Origin of the sequence: Scandinavium sp. M-37, assembly GCF_043558715.1 — a bacterium.
Classification (GTDB): domain Bacteria; phylum Pseudomonadota; class Gammaproteobacteria; order Enterobacterales; family Enterobacteriaceae; genus Scandinavium; species Scandinavium vulneris_A.
Window position 1 is genome coordinate 63,252 of record NZ_JBIGIN010000016.1, and the last position, 14,733, is coordinate 77,984.

17 protein-coding genes are annotated in these 14,733 nt (G+C 51.0%); 16 read left to right on the plus strand and 1 reads right to left on the minus strand.

Annotated features, from left to right (window positions below; genetic code table 11):
* The first annotated feature begins 29 nt into the window (after positions 1 to 29).
* From kefG to slyD, 4 genes are all read left to right on the plus strand, one after another.
* Entirely contained in the window at positions 30 to 581 is a 552-nt protein-coding gene (gene kefG / locus ACG0Z5_RS13240; RefSeq protein ID WP_394448102.1) for a glutathione-regulated potassium-efflux system ancillary protein KefG, read from the plus strand.
* The gene (kefB, locus tag ACG0Z5_RS13245) at positions 581 to 2,386 is read left to right on the plus strand and encodes a glutathione-regulated potassium-efflux system protein KefB (RefSeq protein ID WP_394448013.1); all 1,806 of its coding nucleotides are present in this window, start codon (positions 581 to 583) and stop codon (positions 2,384 to 2,386) included. Before kefG ends, kefB begins: the two co-directional genes overlap by 1 nt.
* Positions 2,387 to 2,396: 10 nt before the next feature.
* On the plus strand, positions 2,397 to 2,597 hold the full coding sequence (locus tag ACG0Z5_RS13250; RefSeq protein ID WP_319626989.1) for a YheV family putative zinc ribbon protein: 201 nt from the start codon (positions 2,397 to 2,399) through the stop codon (positions 2,595 to 2,597).
* Between the two features lie 94 nt (positions 2,598 to 2,691).
* Positions 2,692 to 3,279 (plus strand): peptidylprolyl isomerase, encoded by a 588-nt coding sequence (gene slyD, locus ACG0Z5_RS13255; protein ID WP_319626988.1) that lies wholly within the window; start codon positions 2,692 to 2,694, stop codon positions 3,277 to 3,279.
* Positions 3,280 to 3,346: 67 nt separating this feature from the next.
* Here the strand turns inward: slyD and ACG0Z5_RS13260 are convergent, their stop codons facing one another.
* The gene (locus ACG0Z5_RS13260; protein ID WP_319626987.1) at positions 3,347 to 3,565 is read right to left on the minus strand and encodes a protein SlyX; all 219 of its coding nucleotides are present in this window, start codon (positions 3,563 to 3,565) and stop codon (positions 3,347 to 3,349) included.
* 216 nt (positions 3,566 to 3,781) lie between these two features.
* Here ACG0Z5_RS13260 and fkpA point away from each other — a divergent pair, with 216 nt between their 5' ends.
* From fkpA to bfr, 12 genes are all read left to right on the plus strand, one after another.
* Entirely contained in the window at positions 3,782 to 4,633 is an 852-nt protein-coding gene (gene fkpA, locus ACG0Z5_RS13265; protein WP_394448016.1) for an FKBP-type peptidyl-prolyl cis-trans isomerase, read from the plus strand.
* A 170-nt stretch (positions 4,634 to 4,803) separates the two neighbouring features.
* A complete protein-coding gene (locus ACG0Z5_RS13270) occupies positions 4,804 to 5,526 on the plus strand; it encodes a transcriptional regulator (RefSeq protein ID WP_013364437.1) in 723 nt (240 codons plus the stop codon).
* Positions 5,526 to 5,912 (plus strand): sulfurtransferase complex subunit TusD, encoded by a 387-nt coding sequence (gene tusD, locus ACG0Z5_RS13275; protein WP_394448019.1) that lies wholly within the window; start codon positions 5,526 to 5,528, stop codon positions 5,910 to 5,912. The genes ACG0Z5_RS13270 and tusD overlap by 1 nt, the downstream gene beginning before the upstream one ends.
* Positions 5,912 to 6,271: a sulfurtransferase complex subunit TusC gene (gene tusC / locus ACG0Z5_RS13280; protein WP_394448021.1), complete on the plus strand. Its 360-nt coding sequence runs from the start codon at positions 5,912 to 5,914 to the stop codon at positions 6,269 to 6,271. Before tusD ends, tusC begins: the two co-directional genes overlap by 1 nt.
* A gap of 7 nt (positions 6,272 to 6,278) precedes the next feature.
* Complete coding sequence (gene tusB / locus ACG0Z5_RS13285) at positions 6,279 to 6,566, plus strand: sulfurtransferase complex subunit TusB (RefSeq protein ID WP_319785587.1); 288 nt, start codon at positions 6,279 to 6,281, stop codon at positions 6,564 to 6,566.
* Between the two features lie 122 nt (positions 6,567 to 6,688).
* Positions 6,689 to 7,063, plus strand: a complete 375-nt coding sequence (gene rpsL / locus ACG0Z5_RS13290) for a 30S ribosomal protein S12 (RefSeq protein ID WP_297196705.1) — start codon at positions 6,689 to 6,691, stop codon at positions 7,061 to 7,063.
* Positions 7,064 to 7,153: 90 nt separating this feature from the next.
* On the plus strand, positions 7,154 to 7,624 hold the full coding sequence (rpsG, locus tag ACG0Z5_RS13295) for a 30S ribosomal protein S7 (RefSeq protein WP_004106370.1): 471 nt from the start codon (positions 7,154 to 7,156) through the stop codon (positions 7,622 to 7,624).
* 97 nt (positions 7,625 to 7,721) lie between these two features.
* Positions 7,722 to 9,836 (plus strand): elongation factor G, encoded by a 2,115-nt coding sequence (gene fusA, locus ACG0Z5_RS13300; RefSeq protein ID WP_319626982.1) that lies wholly within the window; start codon positions 7,722 to 7,724, stop codon positions 9,834 to 9,836.
* A 70-nt stretch (positions 9,837 to 9,906) separates the two neighbouring features.
* On the plus strand, positions 9,907 to 11,091 hold the full coding sequence (gene tuf, locus ACG0Z5_RS13305) for an elongation factor Tu (protein WP_319633072.1): 1,185 nt from the start codon (positions 9,907 to 9,909) through the stop codon (positions 11,089 to 11,091).
* Between the two features lie 486 nt (positions 11,092 to 11,577).
* The gene (locus tag ACG0Z5_RS13310) at positions 11,578 to 13,812 is read left to right on the plus strand and encodes a glycosyl hydrolase family 18 protein (RefSeq protein WP_394448025.1); all 2,235 of its coding nucleotides are present in this window, start codon (positions 11,578 to 11,580) and stop codon (positions 13,810 to 13,812) included.
* A 157-nt stretch (positions 13,813 to 13,969) separates the two neighbouring features.
* Positions 13,970 to 14,164 carry a bacterioferritin-associated ferredoxin gene (gene bfd / locus ACG0Z5_RS13315; RefSeq protein WP_319629250.1) on the plus strand — a complete coding sequence of 65 codons (195 nt, stop codon included), beginning with the start codon at positions 13,970 to 13,972 and terminating at the stop codon, positions 14,162 to 14,164.
* A gap of 74 nt (positions 14,165 to 14,238) precedes the next feature.
* On the plus strand, positions 14,239 to 14,715 hold the full coding sequence (gene bfr / locus ACG0Z5_RS13320) for a bacterioferritin (protein WP_319629249.1): 477 nt from the start codon (positions 14,239 to 14,241) through the stop codon (positions 14,713 to 14,715).
* The last annotated feature ends 18 nt before the right edge of the window (positions 14,716 to 14,733 follow it).

The window sequence follows — 14,733 nt, forward strand, 5'->3', positions numbered from 1 at the left end:
CTGTCTGTTCACCTACCGGGAGGGGAATGATGTCAGAGACAGCAAAAGTTTTGCTGCTGTATGCCCATCCGGAATCTCAGGACTCGGTGGCCAACCGGGTTTTGCTTAAGCCGGCGCAACAACTTGAAAACGTGACCGTACATGACCTGTACGCGCACTATCCTGATTTCTTTATCGACATTCCGCGCGAGCAAAAGCTGCTCCAGGAACACGACGTGATTGTGTTCCAGCACCCGCTTTATACCTACAGCTGTCCGGCACTGTTAAAAGAGTGGCTCGACCGCGTGCTGAGCCGCGGCTTTGCCAGCGGTCCGGGGGGGAATCAGCTCGCGGGAAAGTACTGGCGGAGCGTCATTACAACCGGTGAGCCAGAAAGTGCCTATCGCCATGACTCGCTGAATCGCTATTCGATGAGCGATGTCCTGCGTCCGTTTGAGCTCACGGCGGCGATGTGCCGCATGCACTGGATGAATCCAATCATTGTTTACTGGGCGCGTCGTCAGCCGCCGGACGCGCTGGCGAGTCATGCCAGAGCCTACGGTGACTGGTTGGCGAACCCTGTCGCCCCGGGAGGTCGCTAATGGAAGGTACGGATTTGCTATTAGCAGGGGTGCTGTTCCTGTTTGCGGCGGTGGCGGCGGTGCCGCTGGCCTCACGTCTGGGCATCGGCCCGGTGCTGGGTTATCTGCTGGCGGGGATTGCTATCGGCCCGTGGGGCTTAGGCTTCATCAGCGATGTGGATGAAATTCTGCACTTCTCCGAGCTCGGGGTGGTGTTCCTGATGTTCATCATCGGGCTGGAACTGAATCCGGCGAAGCTCTGGCAACTGCGGCGGTCTATTTTTGGCGTTGGAGCCGCGCAGGTGTTGCTCAGCGCGGCGGTGCTCACCGGCCTGTTGATGCTGACGCAATTCTCGTGGCAGGCAGCGGTGATCGGCGGGATTGGCCTGGCGATGTCGTCCACCGCGATGGCGCTGCAGCTGATGCGCGAAAAAGGCATGAATCGCAACGAGGCCGGACAGCTCGGTTTTTCGGTACTGCTGTTTCAGGACTTAGCGGTGATCCCGGCGTTAGCGCTGGTGCCGTTGCTGGCAGGCACGGGCGACGACCATCCGGACTGGGTAAAGCTGGGTCTGAAGGTGTTGGCATTTGTTGGGATGCTGATCGGCGGGCGCTATCTGCTGCGGCCGGTGTTCCGCTACATCGCGGGATCCGGAGTGCGGGAAGTGTTTACCGCCGCCACGCTGTTGCTGGTGCTTGGCTCGGCGTTGTTCATGGATGCACTTGGCCTGTCGATGGCGCTCGGCACGTTTCTGGCCGGGGTGCTGCTGGCAGAAAGCGAATACCGACACGAGCTTGAAACCGCAATCGAACCGTTTAAAGGGCTGTTGTTGGGGCTGTTCTTTATTTCCGTCGGCATGGCGCTGAATCTGGGCATTTTGTACACCCATCTGTTGCTGGTCCTGGCCGGTGTGATTGTGCTGGTGGCGGTGAAAGGGGCGGTTCTTTACGGCCTGGCGCGCGTATACGGTCTGCGCCGCTCTGAACGGCTGCTGTTCGCCGGGGTGCTGAGCCAGGGCGGGGAGTTTGCCTTCGTGCTGTTTTCCACGGCCTCGTCGTCGCGCCTTTTCCACCACGACCAAATGGCGCTGCTATTAGTGACGGTCACGCTGTCGATGATGACCACGCCGCTGTTGATGAAAATCATCAACAAGATCCTGTCGCGGCGCATTAACGGCCCGGAAGAAGAAGATGAAGCTCCATGGGTGGAGGATGATAAACCGCAGGTGATTGTGGTCGGGTTTGGTCGTTTCGGGCAGGTGATTGGCCGTTTGCTGATGGCGAACAAAATGCGCATCACCGTGCTGGAACGCGATATCAGCGCGGTTAACCTGATGCGCAAATATGGGTATAAAGTTTACTACGGCGATGCCACGCAGATAGAGCTCTTACGCTCGGCGGGTGCGGATGATGCCGAGTCGATTGTGATCACCTGTAATGCGCCGGAAGACACCATGAAGCTGGTGGAACTGTGCCAGCAGCACTTCCCACATCTGCATATTCTGGCCCGCGCCCGTGGGCGTGTGGAAGCCCATGAGCTGTTGCAGGCGGGGGTGAAGCAATTCTCGCGTGAAACATTTTCCAGTGCGCTGGAGCTGGGGCGCAAAGCCCTGATAACCCTGGGAATGCATCCACATCAGGCCCATCGCGCACAGCAGCATTTCCGTCGGCTGGATATGCGTATGCTGCGTGAACTGATGCCAGTGCATTCCGATACGCAGCAAATTTCCCGTGTGCGGGAAGCCCGACGTGAACTGGAAGAGATCTTCCAGCGCGAAATGCAGCAGGAACGGCGTCAGCTTGATGGCTGGGACGAATTTGAATAGAAGGTGACCAATGGCAGTCCGTAAACGTTTTATTGCAGGGGCAAAATGCCCGTCGTGTCAGGCCCAGGATTCGATGGCGATGTGGCGGGAGAACAATGTCGATATTGTTGAATGTGTTAAGTGTGGTCATCAGATGCGCGAGGCGGATAAACAGGCCCGCGAGCACGTTCGCAAAGACGAGCAGGTGATTGGTATTTTTCATCCCGAGTAGCGATCCTTGCCGTCTTTTTTTAAGCTAAGGGGTACACGGGTGCAGAATTCCGCTACAATCTGCGCCACTATTCTTCCCATGCTCAGGAGATATCATGAAAGTAGCAAAAGACCTGGTGGTTAGCCTGGCCTATCAGGTACGTACAGAAGACGGTGTATTGGTTGATGAGTCTCCGGTGAGTGCGCCGCTCGACTACCTGCATGGTCACGGTTCCCTGATCTCTGGCCTGGAAAATGCGCTGGACGGTCACGAAGTTGGCGATAAATTTGACGTTGATGTGGGCGCCAATGACGCTTACGGTCAATACGACGAAAACCTGGTACAGCGCGTACCGAAAGACGTCTTCATGGGCGTTGACGAGCTGCAGGTTGGCATGCGTTTCCTGGCTGAAACTGACCAGGGTCCAGTGCCGGTTGAAATCACCGAAGTTGAAGACGACCACGTTGTTGTCGACGGCAACCACATGCTGGCTGGCCAGAACCTGAAATTCCACGTTGAAGTTATCGCGCTGCGTGAAGCAACCGAAGAAGAACTGGCTCACGGCCACGTTCACGGTGCGCACGATCATCACCACGATCATGACCATGAAGGCGGTTGCTGCGGCGGCCACGGTCATGACCACGGCGATCACGAACACGGTAAAGGTGGTTGTGGCGGTAACGGCGGTTGCGGTTGCCACTGATCATCTGTCTCAGATGAAAATAAAAAAGCGTGCCTGGCACGCTTTTTTTTCATCTCTGGATGTTGGCTCAGTAATGCGGTGGCGGCGTTTCTTCTTCCGGAGACGCCATGTGAGAAGGTTGGCTGGACTTCAGCTTCTCTATCATCAGGCGCATATTATCGCGCATCTTGGCCATTTCCATTTCGTGGGCGGTCACCGTCCGGTTGAGGTCTTCAATGGTGATTTCCTGAAACGCCAGTCGGCTTTCCAGCTCTGCCAGACGCGCTTCTAATGTTATCTCGCTCATTACCCACCTCTTAATGTCATTTCGTGGCGGATTCTACTGGAGTTTGCGCAAACGCGCAGCCTTATCACGAGATGAAGGAAACTTATTTACACAAAAATGGTCTCAAAAGATTCGCGATTACAGATCGTTCGTATGTAGATTTGTTCTGCAACGTTTTATAGTACGCTACACATTTACTAAACCCTGGGGTGAGATGCCCCGGCCCTGGAGAAATGGATGAAATCACTGTTTAAAGTAACGCTTCTGGCGACAACGATGGCCGTTGCCCTGAATGCTCCGCTGACTTTCGCTGCAGATGCTACTGCTGCCAAAGCGGCTCCGGCTGCTGACGCTGCGAAAGCGGCACCAGCAGGTCTGAATGCAGCATTCAAAAATGACGACCAACAATCAGCTTACGCCCTGGGCGCATCGCTGGGTCGTTACATGGAAAATTCCCTGAAAGAACAGGAAAAACTGGGCATCAAGCTGGATAAAACTCAGCTGATCGCCGGTGTTCAGGACGCGTTTGCAGACAAGAGCAAACTCTCCGATCAGGAAATCGAGCAGACTCTGCAGACATTTGAAACTCGCGTAAAAACCGCTGCTCAGCAGAAAATGGAAAAAGACGCGACTGATAACGAAGCGAAAGGCAAAGCCTTCCGTGACACCTTCGCTAAAGAGAAAGGCGTTAAAACCTCTTCTACTGGCCTGATGTACAAGGTTGAGAAAGCCGGTACTGGCGATGCGCCGAAAGACAGCGATACCGTCGTTGTTAACTACAAAGGTACTCTGATCGACGGTAAAGAGTTCGACAACTCTTACACCCGTGGCGAGCCGCTGTCATTCCGTCTGGACGGTGTTATCCCTGGCTGGACTGAAGGCCTGAAAAACATCAAGAAAGGCGGCAAAATCAAGCTGGTCATCCCACCGGAACTGGCTTACGGCAAAACCGGCGTTCCGGGTATCCCGGCTAACTCCACTCTGGTCTTCGACGTTGAGCTGCTGGACATCAAACCAGCCGCGAAAGCGGACGCAGCACCAGCTGCCGCTGCAGATGACAAAGCGGCTGCTGATACCAGCAAAAAATAAGCGTGTGCAAACCGCCGTCCGAAAGGGCGGCGGTTTTTTATTGGGCGCAATATAATAAACACTGGAAAGCGCCTGATGTGCGTATTACCTTAGATGCCTCAATTTTGATGATGATAATGAGCCTGCCCTGACAACTAACGACAGGCTCCTGAAAAGGAGTGCTTTTTTTCATGTCCAGGTCGCTTTTAACCAACGAAACCAGTGAACTTGATTTACTGGATCAACGTCCTTTCGACCAGACCGATTTTGATATTCTGAAATCTTACGAAGCGGTTGTGGACGGGTTAGCGATGCTCATTGGCTCCCATTGCGAAATCGTGCTGCACTCGTTGCAGGATCTCAAATGTTCCGCCATCCGTATTGCCAACGGTGAACACACCGGCCGTAAAATCGGCTCGCCAATTACCGACTTAGCGCTGCGCATGCTCCATGATATGACCGGGGCCGACAGCAGCGTCTCCAAATGCTATTTCACCCGCGCAAAAAGCGGCGTGCTGATGAAGTCTGTGACCATTGCCATTCGTAACCGCGACCATCGGGTTATCGGCCTGCTGTGCATCAACATGAACCTTGATGTGCCATTCTCACAAATCATGAGCACCTTTATTCCGCCGGAAACGCCGGAAGTGAATTCCCAGGTCAACTTTGCCTCTTCTGTGGAAGACCTGGTCACCCAGACGCTGGAGTTCACTATCGAAGAGGTCAACGCCGATCGGAACGTTTCGAACAACGCTAAAAATCGTCAGATCGTGCTTAACCTTTACGAAAAAGGGATCTTCGACATCAAAGACGCCATTAACCAGGTGGCTGACCGTCTGAATATCTCCAAACACACCGTTTACCTCTACATTCGCCAGTTCAAGAGCGGCGATTTCCAGGGGCAAGATAAGTAATGCGCTTTGCCCTGATGGTCACGGGTCCGGCCTATGGTACCCAGCAGTCCAGCAGCGCGTGGCAGTTTGCCAATGCGGTGCTGGCGGAAGGGCACGAGATTGCGAGCGTGTTCTTCTACCGTGAAGGGGTCTACAACGCTAATCAGCTCACCGCTCCGGCCAGTGATGAGTTCGACCTGGTGCGGGCATGGCAATCTCTACATGAACAGCATGGCGTGGCGCTGCATATTTGTGTCGCGGCAGCTTTGCGCCGTGGCGTGACCGATGAAACCGAAGCCAAGCAATTGGGGCTTACGGGCTTTAATCTGCAGCCTGGCTTTATGTTAAGCGGGTTGGGCGCGCTGGCAGAAGCCTCGCTGACCTGCGATCGCATGGTGCAATTCTGATGAAACGTGTTGCCTTCGTTTTCATGACCGCCCCGCACGGCAGCAGCGCGGGCAGGGAAGGGCTTGATGCGTTGCTGGCCACTTCGGCGCTGACGGAAGAAATTGGCGTCTTTTTCCTGGGCGATGGCGTGTTCCAGCTCCTCAGCGAGCAAAAGCCTGCGACAATTCTGGCCCGTGACTACATCCCAACGTTTAAACTGATGGCGCTGTACGACATTGAACACTGCTGGATGTGTGCGGCGTCGCTGCGTGAGCGCGGGCTGAGTGCGTCTTCTTCATTTATTATCGAATCTGAGATCCTCGAGCCGGACGCGCTACGGCAGCAACTCGATGATTACGACGTGATTTTACGATTCTGAGGTGACGATGCTGCATACTCTTAGCCATTCTCCCTGGCAACATGACATCAGCGCCCAGCTTCGTTTAGTGAAGGCGGGTGACGACCTGTTGCTGCTGTCCGATGGCGTGATAGCGGCGCTGGAAGGCAGCCGCTACCTTGATATTCTTCGCGCCGCCCCCATATCTCTGTACGCGCTAAATGAAGACATTGAAGCCCGCGGCCTCGCTGGTCAAATTTCGAGCGGTGTCGTCAGGGTTAGCTATAATGACTTCGTCAGACTCACGATCAAACACACCAGGCAACTCACCTGGTAGCAGAGATCGTTGTATATTTCTTGACACCTTTTCGGCGTGGCCCTAAAATTTCGCGTCCTCATATTATATGAGGCGATTTATTACGTGTTTACGAAGCAAAAGCTAAAACCAGGAGCTATTTAATGGCAACAGTTAACCAGCTGGTTCGCAAACCACGCACTCGCAAGGTTGCTAAAAGCAACGTGCCAGCGCTGGAAGCCTGCCCGCAGAAACGTGGTGTATGTACCCGTGTATATACCACCACTCCTAAGAAACCAAACTCCGCACTGCGTAAAGTATGCCGTGTGCGTTTGACTAACGGTTTTGAAGTCACCTCCTACATCGGTGGTGAAGGTCACAACCTGCAGGAACACTCCGTGATCCTGATCCGTGGCGGTCGTGTTAAAGACCTTCCGGGTGTTCGTTACCACACCGTTCGTGGTGCACTTGACTGCTCCGGCGTTAAAGACCGTAAGCAATCTCGTTCCAAGTATGGCGTGAAGCGTCCTAAGGCTTAATGGTTTCCGTTAAGTAAGGCCAAACGTTTTAACTAAATGTCAAACTCACTAGAGTTTTGGACAACCCTGAATTAACAACGGAGTATTTCCATGCCACGTCGTCGCGTCATTGGTCAGCGTAAAATTCTGCCGGATCCTAAGTTCGGATCAGAGCTGCTGGCTAAATTTGTAAATATCCTGATGGTAGATGGTAAAAAATCTACTGCTGAAGCAATCGTATACAGCGCGCTGGAGACCCTGGCTCAGCGTTCTGGTAAAAATGAACTGGAAGCTTTCGAAGTCGCTCTCGACAACGTGCGCCCGACTGTAGAAGTTAAGTCTCGCCGCGTTGGTGGTTCTACTTATCAGGTTCCAGTTGAAGTTCGTCCGGTTCGTCGTAATGCCCTGGCAATGCGTTGGATCGTTGAAGCTGCTCGTAAACGCGGTGATAAATCTATGGCTCTCCGCCTGGCGAACGAACTTTCTGACGCTGCAGACAACAAAGGTACTGCAGTTAAGAAACGTGAAGACGTTCACCGTATGGCAGAAGCCAACAAGGCGTTCGCTCACTACCGTTGGTAATCCCTTCGGAGTGTTAGTCCCCAGACGAGCGCTTCAGGTAAGCTGCTCGTTCTGGGTCACTTAATCTGAACGTCTCAAGAATTAAACGAGGAATCAAATGGCTCGTACAACCCCCATCGCACGCTACCGTAACATTGGTATCAGTGCGCACATCGACGCCGGTAAAACTACGACTACCGAACGTATTCTGTTCTACACCGGTGTAAACCACAAAATCGGTGAAGTACACGACGGCGCCGCAACCATGGACTGGATGGAGCAGGAGCAGGAGCGTGGTATTACCATTACCTCCGCAGCGACTACCGCATTCTGGTCTGGTATGGCGAAGCAGTATGAACCGCATCGCGTAAACATCATCGACACCCCGGGCCACGTTGACTTCACCATCGAAGTTGAACGTTCCATGCGTGTTCTTGACGGTGCAGTAATGGTTTACTGCGCAGTTGGTGGTGTTCAGCCACAGTCTGAAACCGTATGGCGTCAGGCGAACAAATATAAAGTTCCACGCATCGCGTTCGTTAACAAAATGGACCGCATGGGTGCTAACTTCCTGAAAGTTGTTGGTCAGATCAAATCCCGTCTGGGCGCGAACCCTGTTCCGCTGCAGCTGGCAATTGGTGCTGAAGAAGGTTTCACCGGTGTTATCGACCTGGTGAAAATGAAAGCCATCAACTGGAACGATGCTGATCAGGGCGTTACCTTCGAATACGAAGATATCCCAGCTGATATGCAGGACCTGGCTGACGAATGGCACCAGAACCTGATCGAATCCGCTGCGGAAGCGTCTGAAGAGCTGATGGAAAAATACCTGGGCGGCGAAGAGCTGACCGAGGAAGAAATCAAGACTGCTCTGCGTCAGCGCGTGCTGAACAACGAAATCATCCTGGTAACCTGTGGTTCTGCGTTTAAGAACAAAGGTGTTCAGGCGATGCTGGATGCGGTAATCGATTACCTGCCAGCTCCGACTGACGTTCCTGCGATCAACGGTATGCTGGATGACGGTAAAGACACCCCATCTGAGCGTCACGCTAGCGATGACGAGCCGTTTGCTGCTCTGGCATTCAAAATCGCTACCGACCCGTTCGTGGGTAACCTGACCTTCTTCCGCGTGTACTCTGGTGTTGTTAACTCCGGTGATACCGTGTACAACCCGGTTAAATCCGCTCGTGAGCGTTTTGGCCGTATCGTACAGATGCACGCTAACAAACGTGAAGAGATCAAAGAAGTTCGCGCGGGCGACATTGCTGCGGCAATCGGCCTGAAAGACGTGACCACAGGTGACACCATCTGTGATCCGGACAACGTGATCATTCTTGAGCGTATGGAATTCCCAGAGCCGGTAATTTCCATCGCTGTTGAACCGAAAACCAAAGCTGACCAGGAAAAAATGGGTCTGGCTCTGGGTCGTCTGGCTAAAGAAGATCCATCATTCCGCGTATGGACTGATGAAGAATCTAACCAGACCATCATCGCTGGTATGGGTGAACTGCACCTCGACATCATCGTTGACCGTATGAAGCGTGAATTCAACGTTGAAGCGAACGTCGGTAAACCTCAGGTTGCTTACCGCGAAGCGATTCGTGCGAAAGTTACCGATGTTGAAGGTAAACACGCCAAGCAGTCTGGTGGTCGTGGTCAGTACGGTCATGTTGTTATCGACATGTACCCACTGGAGCCGGGCTCAAATCCGAAAGGTTACGAGTTCATCAACGACATCAAAGGTGGTGTAATTCCTGGCGAATACATCCCTGCCGTTGATAAAGGCATCCAGGAGCAGCTGAAGGCAGGTCCTCTGGCTGGTTACCCGGTAGTTGATCTCGGCGTGCGTCTGCACTTCGGTTCTTACCATGACGTTGACTCCTCTGAACTGGCGTTTAAACTGGCCGCTTCTATCGCCTTTAAAGAAGGCTTTAAGAAAGCGAAACCAGTTCTGCTTGAACCTATCATGAAGGTTGAAGTAGAGACTCCGGAAGAGAACACCGGTGACGTAATCGGTGACCTTAGCCGTCGTCGTGGTCAGCTGAAAGGTCAGGAATCTAACGCTACTGGCGTTCAGATCCATGCTGAAGTTCCGCTGTCTGAAATGTTCGGTTACGCAACTCAGCTGCGTTCTCTGACCAAAGGTCGCGCATCTTACTCCATGGAATTCCTGAAGTATGATGATGCGCCGAACAACGTTGCTCAGGCCGTTATCGAAGCTCGTGGCAAATAAGCCGCAAGTTAAAAACTAATGTCCCGTGCTCTCTCCTTGAGGGGAGAGCACTATAGTAAGGAATATAGCCGTGTCTAAAGAAAAATTTGAACGTACAAAACCGCACGTCAACGTTGGTACTATCGGCCACGTCGACCATGGTAAAACTACCCTGACTGCTGCAATCACTACCGTACTGGCTAAAACCTACGGCGGTGCTGCTCGTGCTTTCGACCAGATCGATAACGCACCAGAAGAAAAAGCTCGTGGTATCACCATCAACACTTCCCACGTTGAATATGACACCCCGACTCGCCACTACGCACACGTAGACTGCCCAGGCCACGCCGACTATGTTAAAAACATGATCACCGGTGCTGCTCAGATGGATGGCGCGATCCTGGTTGTTGCTGCGACTGATGGCCCTATGCCTCAGACTCGTGAGCACATCCTGCTGGGTCGTCAGGTAGGCGTTCCTTTCATCATCGTGTTCCTGAACAAGTGCGACATGGTTGATGACGAAGAGCTGCTGGAACTGGTAGAAATGGAAGTTCGTGAACTTCTGTCTCAGTACGATTTCCCAGGCGACGACACCCCAATCGTTCGTGGTTCTGCGCTGAAAGCGCTGGAAGGCGAAGCAGAGTGGGAAGCAAAAATCATCGAACTGGCTGGCTTCCTGGATTCTTACATCCCAGAACCAGAGCGTGCGATTGACAAGCCGTTCCTGCTGCCTATCGAAGACGTATTCTCCATCTCCGGCCGTGGTACTGTTGTTACCGGTCGTGTAGAGCGCGGTATCGTTAAAGTAGGTGAAGAAGTAGAAATCGTTGGTATCAAAGAAACTGCGAAAACTACCTGTACTGGCGTTGAAATGTTCCGCAAACTGCTGGACGAAGGCCGTGCTGGTGAGAACGTTGGTGTTCTGCTGCGTGGTATCAAACGTGAAGAAATCGAACGTGGCCAGGTTCTGGCCAAGCCGGGTTCAATCAACCCGCACACCAAGTTCGAATCTGAAGTGTACATCCTGTCCAAAGACGAAGGCGGCCGTCATACTCCGTTCTTCAAAGGCTACCGTCCACAGTTCTACTTCCGTACTACTGACGTGACTGGTACCATCGAACTGCCAGAAGGCGTTGAGATGGTAATGCCGGGCGACAACATCAAAATGGTTGTTACCCTGATCCACCCAATCGCGATGGACGACGGTCTGCGTTTCGCAATCCGTGAAGGCGGCCGTACCGTTGGCGCGGGCGTTGTTGCTAAAGTTCTGAGCTAATCAATAGTACCCTGCTTAAGGGATATTGATAATCAATGCCAGCCACTGAAAAGTGGTTGGCATTTTTTTTACACAAACAGTTACGTCCCCCTATTTCCTGTTACAGACTCATTATTGGTTTTCAAAAACTTGTCTCATTCGTGTGATTAATATATTCTCACCTAAATATAATTATTAATTTGAATCTCAACGTCGAATATAGACTTCGCTTATATAATTGCAGTGCTGCGTTGTAATTAGGGGTGATTTATATTTTCATTAAACATATTAACTTTCAATATTGATTTGAGGTTATCCTTAAAGTTGGTCTCGCTTAATGACTTTTTAAGTGACGGTACATTGACAATATATATACATACTGCCAGCATTCCACATTAGAAGTACAGTTCAACGTTTACTTCTACTGCATTATCACTTCTCTTTAATCATCAGTATTTTATATATAAGTAATTTGTTCCGGTTTATACATTTAAGAAGGAATTTAAAATGCATTTCAAAAAACAGACGCTCGCGGTGTTAATGGCGCTCGCCTTAGCACCCTTTGCTGCGTCAGCGGCTACATTAACGGCAGACGATCAAAGCAATACCATTACTGGCCTGGATTCAAGCCAGATGATCTCAAAAGACAATGGTAATACCTGGCTGGCTTATACCAGCGAAACCCAGAATAATTTCCCAGGTACTGAAACGGTGGTGGTTGCCGTCAAAGATAATTTGGCGATCACGTCCGAAAATTATGACCCAACGCTGTCTTATCCGACCGCGGGGACTGTTGTTCGCTATAACGGCTATTACTGGACCAGCAAATGGTGGGTGAATCCTGCTGAAGTACCGGGCAGTAATGAAGTCTGGCAAAAAGGTGCGGCAATCAATATTCAGACATTGGGCACTTTTGAATTCCTGCCATACACCGGTCAGGCAGCAATCGATTTCCAGAACGATCAGAAAGCGAAGCTGGCCGCGATGCGTAAAATCATCGGTTATTTCCCAGAGTGGGGTGTGTATGATGCCCACAATAACTTCACGCCAGATAAAATTGACTACTCTACGCTGACCGAAATTAACTATGGTTTCGCGGTGGTCAAAAATGGCGAAGTCACCATGCATGATACCGAAAAAGGTCCGGGCCTCATTAAAGAATTGAATGAGCGTACCGAAGCTACAGGTGTCAGACATATCATTTCTGTAGGTGGCTGGAATAACTCTGAAGAGGGCGTATTCGAAGCGGCAACGGCAACCCAGGAAGGCACTGAGAAACTTGCCAGCAGCATGGTGGCATACATGCTGAAGTGGGACTTTGACGGCATTGACATTGACTGGGAATATCCGGATACCGATGCTGAAAAAGAGAGCTTCACAAATCTCGTTCAGTTGGTTCGCGCTAAGCTTGATGACGAGGGTAAGAAAGATGACAAATACTATTCACTTTCTGCTGCAGTCACCACTAACCACAATAAAATTGAGTTTATCAATCCTGCGGTAACCACTCCGCTGCTTGATACCGTCAACGTGATGGCATATGACATCCACGGTGCCTTCGAACCCGTTACCGGCCACAACGCGCCACTGAACGCGAACAGCAAAGATGAAGATCAGTTGCTGAACGTTGCCGCGACCATGACAGAGTATGTTAATACCTGGAACGTGCCAAAATCCAAACTGCTGATGGGTATTCCATACTACGGCCGTGGCTGGGGTGATGTTGAACCCACCGAAATTGTTAAAGGTCTGCCTGGCTTGTTTGCTCCGGGTACCGCAACGGTACACGGCACTTGGGATGATCCTGATCAGAACACCGGTACCCATCCGTGGTATGTGCTGAAAGAGAAACTGGCCAGCGGCGAGTACGTACGCTACTGGGATAGCGAATCCGGTGTGCCTTATCTGTACGGTCCGCAGAACAAAGAGTTCCTGACCTACGACGATCCACAGTCTGTGAAAGAGAAAGTCGACTACATCAATCAGCAAGGTTTTGCTGGCGCGATTGTCTGGGATATCAGCGGCGATACGCCAGATCATGAACTGGGGAATATCGTTAAAGAAATTAAAACGACCCCGGCACAAGATCCTGATATGAAGGGGTTATTCGTTACTTTGCAAAATGGCGGACGTCGCGTTGTCTTCAATTTGCCTGCCGATAAACTGACCTCAGGACATGCTTATCGTGTCGAGGTTGATGGTAAATATTTATTCTCAACGGAGGGCGTGCAGCCTTATTACGCTTATGCCGGTTATTTGGGTAACGAGGTTTCATTAAACTCTGGTGATGTAAGCAGTAAAATCCCTGTCGGTAGCGTTATTACCGTTAAACGCACAACGCCAGATGCGGCGGTAATTGGGCAAATTACCGTCACTCAGGATATGCTTGATGGTAAGAAATCCGTCATCAATGATGGCTCTGTTAAGTCTTTGACTGTACAGAAAATTAACAACGTACCTTATGCCATTGTTGAGTTTGCAAAAGATAAATTACAAAGCAAAGATGGCTCCTCGTATGTCGCTAAGGTGATTGACGATGACCAGCAAATAGGCAATACCATTTTCTATTGTGACAATGGTAAATGCAGCTACGCGAATGCCAGCGATCAGGGCGATAACACCATCCTCGTGAAATCAGACGAAAAAGCGATTTCTGTTGGTGAGACTATTGTCATTGAACGTACCTCCCCGAATCCGGCATATGTCGCTGAAGTGGTTGTTACCGCTGACATGCTGAAATAATAGTTCTGAACACAGACTAAACTTACTTAAAGCGCACCTGAGTACATGCTGGTGCGCTTTTTTTGTGCAGCATGATTTTCTCACGACGGTATGCAACGCTATTGAAATCATAACCATTCTCATTTACACTTTGATCAGAAATTGTACGGGAGTCGATATGTACGTTTGTCTGTGTAATGGTGTTAGTGATAAGAAGATCCGCCAGGCTGTGCGCCAGTTCAGTCCTCAGTCTTTTCAACAACTCAGAAAGTTTGTCCCTGTCGGGACGCAATGCGGGAAATGTATTCGTGCCGCGCGCGAAATCATGCAGGATGAATTGACCCAACTCCCTGAATTTAAAGAAATCGCCTGATAACACCACAATTCGCGTTTATTTTTTCTTCGCTTCTACTACGCTTGTTAGAGTGGAAGCGGAGGGACTATATAATGAAAGGTGATGTTAAAATCATAAGTTATCTCAATAAGTTATTGGGAAATGAGCTTGTCGCAATCAACCAGTATTTCTTACATGCACGTATGTTTAAAAACTGGGGATTAAAACGTCTCAACGATGTCGAATACCATGAATCCATCGATGAAATGAAACATGCCGATATTTATATCGAGCGTATTCTGTTTCTCGAAGGGATCCCCAACCTTCAGGATCTAGGCAAGCTTCAAATTGGCGAAGATGTTGAGGAGATGTTGCAGTCTGACCTCAGGCTGGAGCTGGAGGGGGCGAAGGACCTGCGGGAAGCTATCGCCTATGCCGATAGCGTCTTTGATTACGCCAGTCGCGATATGATGATCAAGATTTTGACCGAGGAAGAACATCACATTGACTGGCTGGAAACCGAGCTGGATTTGATTCAGAAAATGGGCATACAAAATTACCTGCAGGCCCAGATTCGCGAAGAGAACTAACGGTTTTAACGTTGCGCA

Coding starts and splice junctions, on each gene's coding strand:
- kefG (WP_394448102.1), top strand. CDS start 30: ATGTCAGAGACAGCAAAAGTTTTGCTGCTGTATGCCCATCCGGAATCT.
- kefB (WP_394448013.1), top strand. CDS start 581: ATGGAAGGTACGGATTTGCTATTAGCAGGGGTGCTGTTCCTGTTTGCG.
- ACG0Z5_RS13250 (WP_319626989.1), top strand. CDS start 2,397: ATGGCAGTCCGTAAACGTTTTATTGCAGGGGCAAAATGCCCGTCGTGT.
- slyD (WP_319626988.1), top strand. CDS start 2,692: ATGAAAGTAGCAAAAGACCTGGTGGTTAGCCTGGCCTATCAGGTACGT.
- ACG0Z5_RS13260 (WP_319626987.1), bottom strand. CDS start 3,565: ATGAGCGAGATAACATTAGAAGCGCGTCTGGCAGAGCTGGAAAGCCGA.
- fkpA (WP_394448016.1), top strand. CDS start 3,782: ATGAAATCACTGTTTAAAGTAACGCTTCTGGCGACAACGATGGCCGTT.
- ACG0Z5_RS13270 (WP_013364437.1), top strand. CDS start 4,804: ATGTCCAGGTCGCTTTTAACCAACGAAACCAGTGAACTTGATTTACTG.
- tusD (WP_394448019.1), top strand. CDS start 5,526: ATGCGCTTTGCCCTGATGGTCACGGGTCCGGCCTATGGTACCCAGCAG.
- tusC (WP_394448021.1), top strand. CDS start 5,912: ATGAAACGTGTTGCCTTCGTTTTCATGACCGCCCCGCACGGCAGCAGC.
- tusB (WP_319785587.1), top strand. CDS start 6,279: ATGCTGCATACTCTTAGCCATTCTCCCTGGCAACATGACATCAGCGCC.
- rpsL (WP_297196705.1), top strand. CDS start 6,689: ATGGCAACAGTTAACCAGCTGGTTCGCAAACCACGCACTCGCAAGGTT.
- rpsG (WP_004106370.1), top strand. CDS start 7,154: ATGCCACGTCGTCGCGTCATTGGTCAGCGTAAAATTCTGCCGGATCCT.
- fusA (WP_319626982.1), top strand. CDS start 7,722: ATGGCTCGTACAACCCCCATCGCACGCTACCGTAACATTGGTATCAGT.
- ACG0Z5_RS13310 (WP_394448025.1), top strand. CDS start 11,578: ATGCATTTCAAAAAACAGACGCTCGCGGTGTTAATGGCGCTCGCCTTA.
- bfd (WP_319629250.1), top strand. CDS start 13,970: ATGTACGTTTGTCTGTGTAATGGTGTTAGTGATAAGAAGATCCGCCAG.
- bfr (WP_319629249.1), top strand. CDS start 14,239: ATGAAAGGTGATGTTAAAATCATAAGTTATCTCAATAAGTTATTGGGA.